Below are 13,841 nucleotides of genomic sequence, written 5' to 3' on the forward strand. Positions count from 1 at the left end.
AACTATTTTATGATTTTTCTATAAAATAGGACAACCTCATACAATATATCAAAATACGAAATTTCAGCTAATTTATAATCTTTATTTTTTTTTGAAACTCCACTACATCTTGATTCTATAATATTGTGCTTCTTTGTGACAATCTCACACTTAAAAGTATAATCCTTAAATTCAATTTCCTCTATAAAAGGTTCAAATCTTCTTAAACGATCAACTATTAATTTCTCACTATTTAAAAAGATTAATAATTCAGCGATTGCATCACTTTTTACAATTAGAGAATAGTCCTCAGCATAATCAATATCTAACTTCCTAACTCTATCTAATTTATAAAGAAGCGAGCTATCATTTTTAAAGAAATTCAAGAGAAAATAAATTACAATTGACGCGTTAAAGTTATAATCTGTCAAGATCGAATTACTAATAACTTTATTTCTAATAATATTCTTTGAAGTGCTTAGTTTAAAAGTTTTATTATACTTTAAAATCTCTCTAAATGTTAACAAATTATTCTTTGTCAAGTTTTGCAAAATATATTTTATCTGCTCACCAACTTTTTGGTTGAAGGTAAATAAATCATATCCGACATCTAAACTTATACTTTTCAAATATTCACCAACAATTACGGTTAAATATTCAGATGAAGAATACCAGTAAATTGAGCTATAAAACTTATCAATATATCCACTAAAATCTGCATCGGATCCGTATTTATGACTAAAAACACTTTCAATATTTTTATAATCACAGACTAGAAGAACTTTATCAAAATCAAATTTATTATCATTATCGACACCTCTAAAATCAAAATGACAAGAAAAAACGTTAAGGATTCTAAAAATATGCTCAGGATCTAACCTATCCAAATCATCTACAACCAAAACAGTTGTTTTTTTCTTTTCTCCTTTTTCTTTTAGCTTTTCTAAAAGTATCCTAATTAGTTCTGTGTAAAAGTCTTCTTCATAAACATGGCCAGTTTCATTTACAGGAACTTCCAAATACTCTTCTAAAGATTTAAAATTATCCTGCTGAAACTTCTTATGGTAATCTAGAAGGTCAGTTTTCATTCTTTTAATTTGACCATACACTTTTAAAGCTGCATTTCCATACTTACCTGCAAACGAAAGAAAAGAAGCAAAAAAATCAGCTTTACTTTCTAGAGCTTGGTTACTCGTTAAATAAGCAAACAAAGTTAAGTGATAGGGTATTTCTACCTTTTCAAAATCTTCTTTACTTATTTTACCTAATAACTGAAATAAGATATCGTATTTAATAAGTTCAAAAATGTCTTTATTAGAAACAACAGAATAGTTTACAGGGTATAAATGAATAGCCTGATAATCACTATTATTTAAAAAGAAATCATTTAAAAAAGTCGTTTTTCCACTGCCAAATACTCCAGAAAAAAGAACTTTAGAGTTAGCATCTAATTTTTGCTTAAAATTATTTGATGGTATTTCAACTTTTTCTAATCTATCGTTCATAATTAAGAATTAAAACAAACCTCCTTGTACGCTTCCTTTTATTCTTCCCAAATGTTTGTATGCTAACTCTGTTACTTCTCTACCACGAGGAGTACGCATAATAAAGCCTTGTTGTATTAAAAAAGGCTCATACACTTCTTCTATAGTTTCTGCACTTTCAGACACTGCTGTTGCCAAAGTAGTTATACCAACTGGGCCACCTTTAAATTTATCTATAATAGTAGTTAATATTTTATTGTCCATTTCGTCTAAACCGTGTGCATCTACATTTAACGCATTTAATCCAAACCTAGAAATTTCTATATCAATTTTACCATTACCTTTTATCTGTGCAAAATCTCTAACTCTTCTCAACAAAGCATTACAAATTCTGGGTGTACCTCTGCTTCTACCCGCTATTTCTATTGCTGCTTCTAAATCTATAGGCACATTTAAAATATCTGCACTACGTTCAGCTATAGTAGACAGCAACTCTGTAGTGTAATATTGTAACCTACTTTGTATACCAAAACGAGCACGCATAGGAGCTGTTAAAAGCCCAGAACGTGTTGTTGCACCAATTAGGGTAAAAGGATTAAGATTTATCTGTACAGAGCGCGCATTTGGCCCTGACTCTATCATTATATCAATTTTATAGTCTTCCATAGCAGAATATAAATATTCTTCTACAATAGGACTAAGTCTATGTATTTCATCAATAAAAAGAACATCTCTTTCCTCTAAATTGGTAAGCAAGCCTGCCAAATCTCCCGGCTTATCTAAAACAGGACCAGATGTAACCTTTATACCAACACCTAACTCATTAGCCAAAATATGCGCCAATGTAGTTTTTCCAAGACCAGGAGGCCCATGAAAAAGGGTGTGATCTAAAGCTTCTCCCCTTTGGTTTGCTGCTTCAACAAAAACTTTTAAGTTTTCTAAAACTTGATCTTGACCAGCAAAATCATCAAAACTTAAGGGTCTTAATGCTCTTTCTATATCAAACTCTTCAGAAGAAAAATTTTCTGATGTTGGGTCTAGGTTTTCATTCATAGTCTAACAAAGATACTAGAAATTATAGGCTTTCATAATAGAAAACATCAATCTAAAATAGTCTATTCCTTTTTTATTAATTGTGATGCATTTAGGAAATCAACTATTGTAATTTTAGGTGTACCGTACAAATATGTTCTAGAACCACCTTTAGAGGAAAGTTCTAAGTTTTCTGATACAAATATTTTCGCATCTGGAGATTCATCTAAATTTAAAGACACATTTGTACCTTTTAAGGCTTCTGCTCTTAATTGTGAATTTCCAAAAAGGTCTATATTAAAATCTGTAACGGCTCCTTGCAACTTTGCATCTGCGTTACCATGCATTGTAATTTTAGCCGCTTTAGCAACCATATAAAGTCCCAAGTTGCTTTTTTGATCTAAAGTAACAGACACATCATCGCAGTCTACATTTAACTCTGCATTACTTGCACCAGACATAGAAATACCTACACTGTTAGCCAAGGTATTTAAATTTAGTTTTGCACCTCCTTGCAGGTTTATATCTAAATAGTCTGTAGTAACAATATCTTTCATATCTAAACGACCATTAAGCATTGTAATACCGTTTAAATTAACATAATTAACTGTAAGCTCTAACTTTTTTTTAGATACAATTCTATAGAAAGAACTAATTTCCAAAACGCTATCAATAACTTCAAACTTAAGTACATCTAATAGATTGTCATCACCTATAAAAGTGTAACTGTTTTCTCTTGCTTTTTTTAATTCTAGGCGTAAATTATCTGCTACTTTAATAGCATTAAAAGGGGTCAACTCATTGGTGACTTCAATAACAGTTTTACTGCCCTTAATTTTTGGTTTTTTTTGTGCAATACCTGTTGCCGTAGCAAGCAAGAACACACTTAGAATAAATTGCTTAAACATATTGTGAATTTAATGGTTAGTTTGTGTTTGTAAACAATATACTAAAATACTAGTTATAAAGAATAAAATTGATAGCAAAAAAAAAGCCTTTTAAATAAATTTAAAAGGCCTTTATAATTTTATATAAAATCTAGTGAGTTAGTTCTTCTTCACCAGCTTGAAGCGGTACTATCTGAGGTACAAAATCTTGCCCTGGTAATACGTAATCTCCGTTTTCATTAGTTTTACTATAATCATATGCCCATCTATGAACTTCTGGTATTGCACCAGGCCAGTTTCCGTGAATGTGCTCTACAGGAGTTGTCCACTCTAACGTAGTTGCATTCCATGGGTTTTGCTCAGCTTTTTTACCGTAGAAAATACTGTAGATGAAATTACCAACAAATACCAATTGTGTTGCACCAGCTATTAAAGCAAAAACAGTAATTAAAATATTAACATCTGTAAGCTCATCAAACATAGGGAATGCAGTGTTTTCATAATAACGTCTTGGTACACCAGCCATACCTACAAAGTGCATTGGAAAGAAAACACCATAAGCACAAATTGCAGTTATCCAGAAATGAACATAACCTAAGTTTTTATTCATCATTCTACCAAACATTTTAGGGAACCAGTGGTACACACCAGCAAGTAAACCATATAATGCAGATATACCCATTACTAAGTGGAAGTGAGCTACTACAAAATAAGTATCATGAACATTAATATCTAATGTACTATCTCCTAAAATAATACCAGTTAAACCACCAGTAATAAACGTTGATACAAAACCAATCGAGAATAACATTGCTACATTCATTTGTAAGTTACCTTTCCAGATTGTAGTAATCCAGTTAAAAGCTTTTACTGCAGAAGGTATAGCAATTAATAATGTTGTAAATGTAAATACAGATCCCAAGAAAGGATTCATACCTGATATAAACATATGGTGACCCCATACAATTGTAGATAAGAAAGCAATAGCAATGATAGACATAATCATAGCTCTATAACCAAATATTGGTTTACGAGCATTAGTTGCCATAACATCTGATACAATACCCATTGCAGGTAATATAACAATATATACTTCTGGGTGTCCTAAGAACCAGAATAAGTGCTCATACAATACAGGAGATCCACCTTGGTAATGCAACACCTCGCCTTGTATAAATATATCAGACAAGAAGAATGATGTTCCAAAACTTCTATCCATTATTAACAACAATGCTGCTGAAAATAATACAGGGAAAGAAACAACACCTATAATAGCTGTAACAAATAGTGCCCAAGTAGTTAAAGGTAATCTTGTCATAGACATACCTTTTGTTCTTAAGTTAATTACTGTTACAATATAGTTTAATGAACCTAATAATGATGATGCAATAAATATAGCCATAGAAACCAACCACAATGTCATACCTGCACCAGAACCAGATTGTGCCATTGGTAATGCAGAAAGTGGTGGATAGATTGTCCAACCTGCTGCTGCTGGTCCAGACTCCACAAAAAGAGAACAAACCATAATAACTGCAGAAGTAAAAAACAACCAGTATGATATCATGTTTAACAATCCTGAAGCCATATCTCTAGCTCCAATTTGTAGAGGAATAAGTAAGTTACTAAAAGTACCACTTAAACCAGCTGTAAGTACAAAGAATACCATAATAGTACCGTGCATAGTTACCAATGCTAAATATACATCGGCATCCATAACACCACCTGGTGCCCATTTACCCAATACAGCTTCAAATAAAGGAAAAGATTCACCTGGCCAAGCCAATTGCATTCTAAATAACAATGACATTGCTATACCAATGAAACCCATTATTAAACCAGTAATTAAATACTGCTTTGCAATCATCTTGTGATCCATACTAAATATGTATTTAGTAATGAAGGTTTCTTTGTGATGATGTCCGTGATCGTCGTCGTGTTCGTGTGTTCCTGACATAATCAGATATTCTATTTTTGTTAGTTAACTTAGTTTCTTAAATCAATTATTTTACAGCTACTCCTGTTGCAGCTTCGCCACCAAAAGTTTTTTGAGAAGCTATCCACTTGTCATACTCTTCCTGAGTCTCAACAATTATTTTCATTTGCATATTGTAGTGAGATTTACCACAAATTTTGTTACAAAGTAAAATATAATCATACTCCCAAGGATCGCTATTTGGCTCTCCTGCCGCAGCTTTAGCAGCTCTAATTTTATTTGCTCTTTTTACCTTATCAATTACATCTGGATCTTGACGCATTTCTGCTGTAGTCTTAATTGGTGTAAATGAAAATTGTGTAATCATACCTGGAACACAGTTCATTTGTGCTCTAAAATGAGGCATATATGCTGAGTGCAATACATCTTGAGAACGCATATGAAAATTAACTTTTCTACCTACTGGCAAATGCAATTCTTTAACAATAATATCATCTGCGCCGTTAGGATCAGACTCATCTAAACCTAAAATATTTGCATTATCAATGTCAATCATTCTAACATTAGCTTCACCTAGTACATTATCATCTCCTGCATACCTAGCAGTCCAATTAAACTGTTGTGCATATAATTCTACTACTAAAGGATCATCTTCGTCATTAATATCCATAATGTTTGTCCAAGTATATAACCCCCAAAGGATTAAACCTGCCAAAACAATTACTGGAATAATTGTCCAAATAAACTCTAACTTATGATTGTCTGCATAAAACAACGCTTTCTTTCCTTTTTCCCCACGGTATTTGTATGCAAAATAGTGTAATAGGAACTGCGTAATAGTCTGTACAAAGAAAATAATAAGCATTGATACAAACATCAAACTATCATATTCTGCACCATGAGCAGAAGCAGACTCTGGCAACAATACTTTAGTATACTTGTAGAAACTAAATATTGTTATACCATATATAAATACTAAGAAAGCAAACATTAGGTAACCGTTAACTTTGTTATCGTTATCCGTTGCTGTTTCATTTTTAGCCGCTCTAATTTGCGACAATTCAAAAATTTTGGTCATTTGCCAAATTGCTATGGCTATTAAGACTAAAACCGTTATAGTTAAAACTGTAATCATTGTATGATTTATTTTATGCTGTTGTAAACTTCCTTATTAATAATGAAAATGCTTGCTTTCGCCAATAAATGGGTTCCTTTTTGGTTGCAATGGAGCAGTTGACAAGGCTCTAAATACAACAAAGATAAATAAACCAGCAAAGAACAATACAGAACATATTTCTGATAATCCTATTGACCATTGATCTCCTACAGTTGCAGGCATAATCATATTAAATATATCTAAGTAGTGACCTGCAAGTATAACTACACCTGCCATAATAACAAACCAGTTAACTCTTTTATAATCACTATTCATTAACAATAATAATGGGAACAAGAAGTTCATAGCTATCATTCCAAAGAACGGTAAGTTATAATCTTGTATTCTTGTTACGTAATATGTAACCTCTTCTGGAATATTAGCATACCAAATAAGCATAAACTGAGCAAACCATAAGTATGTCCAAAAAATACTGATACCAAACATAAACTTAGCTAAATCATGAATATGGCTATCATTAACATCTTCTAACAATCCTTTAGACTTTAAGTAAATTGTTACCATAGCTATAACTGTTATACCAGAAACAAACATACTAGCAAATACATACCAGCCAAACAAAGTACTAAACCAGTGTGGATCTACGCTCATTATCCAATCCCAAGACATCATAGATTCTGATACAAGATAGAATACTAAGAAACCTGCAGACCATCTAAAGTTTTTAACAAAGTTGGTATTATCATCAGCTTCATCTTGCGCTAAAGATAATTTACGAGATATAGTTCTGTAAGCAATCCATCCTCCTAAGAAAATAGCAGCTCTAATTAAAAAGAAAGTTCCGTTTAAATATCCTGCTTTTCCTTGTAATAATTTATCTTCAGCTACAACATCTGCATCCATCCAAACAAATAAATGGTTCATGTGTGCAACAGAAGCTGCAAGAATAACAAATACAATTATACCTCCTGGAACTATATAAGATGTTATACCTTCCATAACTCTAAATAACAAAGGAGACCAACCCGCTTGAGCCGCTCTTTGTATTGCATAAAATGCTAACACACCTAATGCTATCATAAAGAAAAAGAAAGCTGCTACATACAATGCAGACCAAGGTTTATTTTGCAATTGATGTAATAAATGCTCATCATGTTTACTATCATGTCCTTCTGCGTGAGCAGTTTCTCCATGAGCATTAGTGTTATGTGTTTCTGCAGCAGCTTGGTGATCGCCATGACCATCACTATGACTTGCTACAATTTCTTTAGCGTCTTCTACTGTACTAGGCATTGTAATAAAACCTATAGCGATACCTATAGCACCAACAGCCATTAATATAAAAGAAGCTATTTTTAGTCTGTTTGAAAAAGTGTACATATTCTTAATCTATGTATTATTTAGTTAAGTCTTGTTTCAATTGCATTACGTATTCTGCAACTTGCCAACGTTCATCGTGATTAAGTTGATTAGCGTAAGAACCCATCGAATTTAATCCGTAATAAATAGTATGGTAAGTGCTACCTACAGTAATATTTCTTCCTGCATCTGCATAGCTAGGAACACCTAATATTTTTTCTCTCTTCACTAAGTTCCCTTGACCATCACCTTTATTTCCGTGACAAATTGCACAGTTAATAGCGTATAGTTCTTTTCCTTTAGCAAGGTTAGCTTCAGTTTTTAAAGAATCTAATGGGCTACCTTGTAAACGTGCCAACTCTTTACCTTCTATATCATTTGCAAACTCGTAAGGCATATGACCTCTAGAAATAGTGTTCTCTACTGGCAGTGCAGCCTCCATACCACTAGGTAAAAAATCTACTTGTTGGTATGTTTCATAACCTACTGCTTCGTACATATTAGGCATATACTGGTAATTAGGACTATTCTTATCTGCACAAGATGCCATAAGAAGAGCAACTCCTAAAACCAAACCTATATTTTTAAATATCTTCATAACTATTATTAAGACTATTTTTCTGAAATATTAATTTCTACTGCTCCTGTATCTGCTAATAAAGATTTTAACTCTTCTTCATTATCGTGAATTTCTATTTCCATTAAAAATAGATCATCAGTAGTTCTTACGTCTGGATTCTCAGCTTGTTTAAAAGGCCATAATTTACTTCTCATATAAAAAGTAATAACCATTAAGTGTGCTGCAAAGAATACAGTAAGCTCAAACATAATAGGAACAAATGCTGGCATATTTTCTAGGTAACTAAAACTAGGTTTACCACCTATATCCTGAGGCCAGTCCTCTATCATGATGTAATTCATCATAAGAGTTGCTATTGTGATACCTATACACCCATAAATAAAAGCAGTTATGGCTATTCTGGTAGGAGCAAGCCCCATAGCTTTGTCTAATCCGTGAACAGGAAAAGGACAATATACCTCTTCTATATGATGCTTAGCTGCTTTTACTTTCTTAACAGCGAGCATCAATATATCATCATCATTATAAAATGCGTGAATAACTTTAGATGCCATAATTATTTATTGTTATTTAAGTTCTTGGCTTGTCCAGCCCAATCATCTCTCTGTGCTCTTCCTGGGAAAGATCCTGTTATAGAATCTAACAAATCATACTCTTTCTGAGTCATTTTACTAACCTGAGCAAAGCTATATATCCCAATCTGATTTAGTGTCTGTTCCATCTGTGGACCAATACCTTTAACCTGCTTAAGGTCATCTGGCGTATCTGTTGCCACATCAAACTTACCTATAGAACTTAATAAGTCTGAAACCTTTTCTTCATCATTATTAACAACTACCTCTTCAGCAGGAACTGATGTTGCAGCAACCGTATTTGTATATATTGTTTTTTCTGGCATAGTATATAATGGTTTACCAGCATCTCTTAATTTCTTGTATTTACTACCAGAAGACTTAAGAATTGATTTAACTTCTGCCTGAGCTATTACAGGGAATGTTCTAGAATACAACAAGAACAATACAAAGAAGAAACCTATTGTACCAATAAAAATACCTATATCTACAAATGTAGGAGAGAACATTGTCCATGAAGATGGTAAATAATCTCTGTGTAGTGATGTTACAATAATCACAAAACGCTCAAACCACATTCCTATGTTTACTACAATAGATATAGCAAAAGAGAACATAATACTAGTACGTAATTTTTTAGACCACATAAACTGTGGAGAGAAAACGTTACAAGACATCATTGCCCAATATGCCCAAGCGTAAGGACCTGTTGCTCTGTTTAAAAATGCATACTGCTCATACTCTACTCCAGAATACCAAGCCATAAACAGCTCTGTAATGTATGCACAACCAACTATAGAACCAGTAATCATAATTACAATGTTCATTAATTCTATATGCTGAATTGTAATGTAAGCTTCTAAACTACATACTTTTCTCATAATTATAAGCAATGTGTTTACCATTGCAAACCCAGAGAAAATTGCACCCGCCACAAAGTAAGGAGGGAATATTGTTGTATGCCAACCCGGAATTACAGATGTAGCAAAATCAAAAGATACAATTGTATGTACAGAAAGTACAAGTGGAGTTGCCAAACCAGCTAAAACAAGAGAAACCTCTTCAAAACGTTGCCAATCTTTAGCTCTACCTGTCCACCCAAAACTTAATAAACTATATATTTTTTTCTGAAACGGCTTAATTGCTCTATCACGCAACATTGCAAAATCTGGTAAAAGACCCGTCCACCAGAAAACTAATGATACAGATAAGTATGTAGAAATTGCAAATACATCCCATAATAAAGGTGAGTTAAAGTTTACCCATAATGAACCAAATTGGTTTGGAATAGGTAATACCCAGTACGCCAACCAAGGACGACCCATATGTATTATTGGAAATAAACCTGCTTGTACTACAGAAAAAATTGTCATTGCTTCTGCAGAACGGTTAATTGCCATTCTCCATTTTTGTCTAAAAAGCAATAGTACTGCAGAAATTAATGTTCCTGCGTGCCCAATACCTACCCACCATACAAAGTTGGTAATATCCCAGGCCCAGCCTACTGTTTTATTTAATCCCCAAGTACCAATACCTGTAGATACTGTGTAAATTATACAACCAACTCCCCAAAGGAATGCTATTAATGCAATAGAGAAAACAATCCACCACTGCTTATTTGCTTTCCCTTCTACAGGAGCAGCAATATCCACAGTTACATCGTGGTATCCTTTATCTCCAATTACTAGGGGTTTTCGTATAGGTGCTTCGTAATGCGACGCCATAATTTATGTTCTAGTTACGTTCCGTTAATTAATTATGATTCTTGTGTATTTCTCACTTTAACATGATAGAAAACATTTGGCTTTGTACCAATGTGCTCTAATAAATGATACATACGGTTGCTTTCTTTTAACTCAGCAACTTCACTTTCTTTATCATTTACATCTCCAAATACCATTGCACCACTACTACATGCAGCAGAACAAGCTGTTTGAAATTCACTATCTTTTACTGTGCGTCCGTCTCTCTTAGCATCTAAAATAGACTTTTGAGTCATTTGAATACACATAGAGCATTTCTCCATTACTCCACGAGAACGAACATTTACATCTGGGTTAATTACCATTTTACCTAAATCGTTATTCATATGGTAATTAAACTCGTCATTGTTATTATACAAGAACCAGTTAAAACGACGTACTTTATACGGACAGTTATTTGCACAATATCTTGTACCAACACATCTGTTATACGCCATATGGTTTTGACCTTGTCTACTGTGAGACGTTGCAGCAACAGGACAAACTGTTTCACATGGAGCGTGATTACAGTGCTGACACATTACTGGCTGAAAAGCTACTTGAGGATTAGCAGAAGGATCTTCCAACTCACCAAATCCACCTAAAGAACCCTTATCTCCAGTTAAACCATCAAATTCATCTTTCTTAACATTATCTCCTTCAAACGTATCTTCAGAAGAATAATATCTATCTATACGCAACCAGTGCATATCTCTAGACTTACGCACTTCATCCTTACCAACAACAGGCACGTTATTTTCTGCGTGACAAGCTATAACACAAGCTCCACAACCAGTACATGCATTTAAATCTATTGACAAGTTAAAGTGATGACCAACAGAGCGATCAAAATCATCCCAAAGACTAACTGAAACAGCGTCCACTTCGTTATGATCTAAAGATACTTTAGGAACAGGATTCCATTCCGCATGATCTTTAGTATTAAAAATTTCTAATGTAGTTTCTTTGATTATATCACCTCTACCCATTAATGTCTTATGAAGCTGTACACAAGCAAACTCATGCATACCTTCTGCTTTAGACACGGATACAGATTGATTAGAAACACCTCCTTGATATAATGCATACGCATTAACACCAGTTTGCATTTCTGCTTGTAAACCAACTTTTCTTCCATAGCCAAAAGAAAGCCCTACAGAACCAGAAGCCTGACCAGGCTGAATAATTACTGGAACTTCTTTTAACTCAACATTTCCTACTTTAAGATTTACTTTACTACCATCTAAACCTCCGTTAGCAACATGATCATTAACAAGACCTAACTTTTCAGCATCAGCTTTAGATACAGTAACGTAATTATCCCAAGAAACTCTTGTAATTGGATCTGGAAACTCTTGCAACCATGGATTATTAGCCTGCTGACCATCACCCATACCTACTTTAGAGTACAAAGCTAACTCCATACCAGATGAAGATGCTTTAGATAATTTTGAAGCCGCCATAGATAAGTCTACAAGAGACGATACTATTGGCTCTTCTTCAGAAACAATTGAAGCTACAGTTTCCTCCACAACATCCATAATAGTTGAAGGAGCTTTATAAACACCATCATGTAATGCCTGGTTCCACTTCCCATCTCCTAATATAGAAGAACTCCAAGTTTCCTTAATATAATCATAATACGTTTTATCAGAACCCATCCACACTAATAATGATGATTGGAACTGACGCGTATCAAAAATTTCTTTAATTGTTGGCTGCATTAATGCGTAATGTCCTTTTTTAATTTGAACATCACCCCAAGACTCTAAGTAATTAGGAGCAGCAGCAGCATAAGAAGAAACAGCTACAGTCTCATTATTACTTTGCGAAAAAGCAACAGATAAATCTACCTTAGACAACGCATCTGTAAACTCAGCTGCATTTGGCATTGTATAAGCAGGGTTTACACCATCCATAATAAGCGCACCTACTTTACCAGCTTTCATATCTGCTACTAATTTAGCAACAGCTTTAGCATTACCTTGTCTTACATATTTTGGAGCCTTAACATCAAAAGCAACACTTGCTTGCTTCTCATTAATTGCTAAAACAACTGCTTGCGCATCTTTATCATCTAGCCCCGTAACAACAACAGCCTTACCTTTAGCCTTTTCAAACTCTTCTGCAGCAGCCAAAACAGCCTTTTCTGCAGCAGCAGGTAACTCACCTCCTACAGACACATTCATCACTTTAGCATAAAATTTAGCTAAAGCAATTTTTTGTTGCGTAGGCGTTAACAAAACTCTTTTATCTGCATTAGCACCAGTTAATGACATATTTGCCTCAAACTGGATGTGCCTTGACATTTTACCATTTTTTGGAACACGACCAGCAGAATATCCACTGTCATATCCACCACCTTGCCAATCACCAAGAAAATCTGCTCCAAAAGAAACAATTAACTCAGCTTTTTCAAAGTCATAATCAGCCAACGCTCTTTCACCATACTTTTCTTCAAAAGCATTTAAAGCAGCATCAGCAGAAATAGCATCATAAGTAACATGATTTACATTTTCACCGTAAACACCCTTAAACTCAGCAATCAATCTAGAAGTAGACGGACTAGCGTAAGTTTGCGTTAACAATGCTATTTGTTTACCAGAACCTTTTAACGCAGTAAGTTTTGATTTTACCGCAGCATCTAAAGCAGACCACTCTACAGCCTCTCCTTTAGCCAAAGGACCTTGCAATCTTTTACTATCATATAATGACAAAACAGAAGCTTGCACACGAGCATTTGCAGACCCGTTTACCTTAGCATCTGTATTATTTTCAATTTTTATTGGCCTACCCTCACGAGTTTTTACCAAAACACTTGCAAAGTCAAAACCATCTGCTATTGTTGTTGCATAATAATTAGCAACACCAGGAATAATTTGATCTGGCTGAACAACATAAGGTATTGATTTTACAACAGGCCCTTCACAAGCAGCCATTGTTGCAGCAGCAGTACTAAAACCTACATACTTTAAGAAATCCCTCCTATTAGTAGAACTACTCGCTAAACCTTCCTTATCACCTAAGAAATCTTCAACAGGAATCTCCTGAACAAATTCGTTCTGCTTTAGCGCCTCAACAATGGAATCGTTAGGATTTAACTCCGCTTCGCTTTTCCAATATTTTTTGTTTGATGACATACGATATATCTGA

The 13,841-nt window shown here is 34.0% G+C and carries 10 protein-coding genes; all 10 read right to left on the reverse strand.

All coding sequences use genetic code 11. From position 1 onward, the window contains the following. Positions 1–2: 2 nt before the first annotated feature. A complete protein-coding gene (locus JM80_RS01175) occupies positions 3–1,484 on the reverse strand; it encodes a P-loop NTPase fold protein (RefSeq protein WP_144708997.1) in 1,482 nt (493 codons plus the stop codon). Positions 1,485–1,493: 9 nt separating this feature from the next. Then, positions 1,494–2,516, reverse strand: a complete 1,023-nt coding sequence (ruvB, locus tag JM80_RS01180; protein WP_013621433.1) for a Holliday junction branch migration DNA helicase RuvB — start codon at positions 2,514–2,516, stop codon at positions 1,494–1,496. Between the two features lie 62 nt (positions 2,517–2,578). Next, positions 2,579–3,403, reverse strand: coding sequence for a GIN domain-containing protein (locus tag JM80_RS01185; RefSeq protein ID WP_013621432.1), 825 nt, complete (start codon positions 3,401–3,403; stop codon positions 2,579–2,581). A gap of 130 nt (positions 3,404–3,533) precedes the next feature. Beyond that, on the reverse strand, positions 3,534–5,339 hold the full coding sequence (locus tag JM80_RS01190) for a cbb3-type cytochrome c oxidase subunit I (RefSeq protein ID WP_013621431.1): 1,806 nt from the start codon (positions 5,337–5,339) through the stop codon (positions 3,534–3,536). Between the two features lie 46 nt (positions 5,340–5,385). Then, complete coding sequence (locus JM80_RS01195) at positions 5,386–6,453, reverse strand: cytochrome c oxidase subunit II (RefSeq protein WP_144708999.1); 1,068 nt, start codon at positions 6,451–6,453, stop codon at positions 5,386–5,388. A gap of 36 nt (positions 6,454–6,489) precedes the next feature. After that, positions 6,490–7,815: a hypothetical protein gene (locus tag JM80_RS01200; protein ID WP_034643190.1), complete on the reverse strand. Its 1,326-nt coding sequence runs from the start codon at positions 7,813–7,815 to the stop codon at positions 6,490–6,492. 16 nt (positions 7,816–7,831) lie between these two features. Further along, complete coding sequence (locus JM80_RS01205; RefSeq protein ID WP_013621428.1) at positions 7,832–8,392, reverse strand: cytochrome c; 561 nt, start codon at positions 8,390–8,392, stop codon at positions 7,832–7,834. 14 nt (positions 8,393–8,406) lie between these two features. Beyond that, entirely contained in the window at positions 8,407–8,928 is a 522-nt protein-coding gene (locus JM80_RS01210; RefSeq protein ID WP_013621427.1) for a DUF3341 domain-containing protein, read from the reverse strand. 2 nt (positions 8,929–8,930) lie between these two features. Then, the gene (gene nrfD / locus JM80_RS01215; protein ID WP_144709001.1) at positions 8,931–10,670 is read right to left on the reverse strand and encodes an NrfD/PsrC family molybdoenzyme membrane anchor subunit; all 1,740 of its coding nucleotides are present in this window, start codon (positions 10,668–10,670) and stop codon (positions 8,931–8,933) included. A 32-nt stretch (positions 10,671–10,702) separates the two neighbouring features. Continuing rightward, the gene (locus JM80_RS01220; protein ID WP_144709003.1) at positions 10,703–13,828 is read right to left on the reverse strand and encodes a TAT-variant-translocated molybdopterin oxidoreductase; all 3,126 of its coding nucleotides are present in this window, start codon (positions 13,826–13,828) and stop codon (positions 10,703–10,705) included. Positions 13,829–13,841: the final 13 nt, after the last annotated feature.

The organism is Cellulophaga sp. RHA_52 (genome assembly GCF_007827205.1).
GTDB lineage: Bacteria > Bacteroidota > Bacteroidia > Flavobacteriales > Flavobacteriaceae > Cellulophaga > Cellulophaga lytica.

What these genes read in the sequence shown, in the direction of transcription:
- JM80_RS01200 (WP_034643190.1), bottom strand. Translation starts at nt 7,815, where the DNA reads ATGTACACTTTTTCAAACAGACTAAAAATAGCTTCTTTTATATTAATG.
- JM80_RS01205 (WP_013621428.1), bottom strand. Translation starts at nt 8,392, where the DNA reads ATGAAGATATTTAAAAATATAGGTTTGGTTTTAGGAGTTGCTCTTCTT.
- JM80_RS01220 (WP_144709003.1), bottom strand. Translation starts at nt 13,828, where the DNA reads ATGTCATCAAACAAAAAATATTGGAAAAGCGAAGCGGAGTTAAATCCT.
- JM80_RS01190 (WP_013621431.1), bottom strand. Translation starts at nt 5,339, where the DNA reads ATGTCAGGAACACACGAACACGACGACGATCACGGACATCATCACAAA.
- JM80_RS01185 (WP_013621432.1), bottom strand. Translation starts at nt 3,403, where the DNA reads ATGTTTAAGCAATTTATTCTAAGTGTGTTCTTGCTTGCTACGGCAACA.
- JM80_RS01195 (WP_144708999.1), bottom strand. Translation starts at nt 6,453, where the DNA reads ATGATTACAGTTTTAACTATAACGGTTTTAGTCTTAATAGCCATAGCA.
- ruvB (WP_013621433.1), bottom strand. Translation starts at nt 2,516, where the DNA reads ATGAATGAAAACCTAGACCCAACATCAGAAAATTTTTCTTCTGAAGAG.
- JM80_RS01210 (WP_013621427.1), bottom strand. Translation starts at nt 8,928, where the DNA reads ATGGCATCTAAAGTTATTCACGCATTTTATAATGATGATGATATATTG.
- JM80_RS01175 (WP_144708997.1), bottom strand. Translation starts at nt 1,484, where the DNA reads ATGAACGATAGATTAGAAAAAGTTGAAATACCATCAAATAATTTTAAG.
- nrfD (WP_144709001.1), bottom strand. Translation starts at nt 10,670, where the DNA reads ATGGCGTCGCATTACGAAGCACCTATACGAAAACCCCTAGTAATTGGA.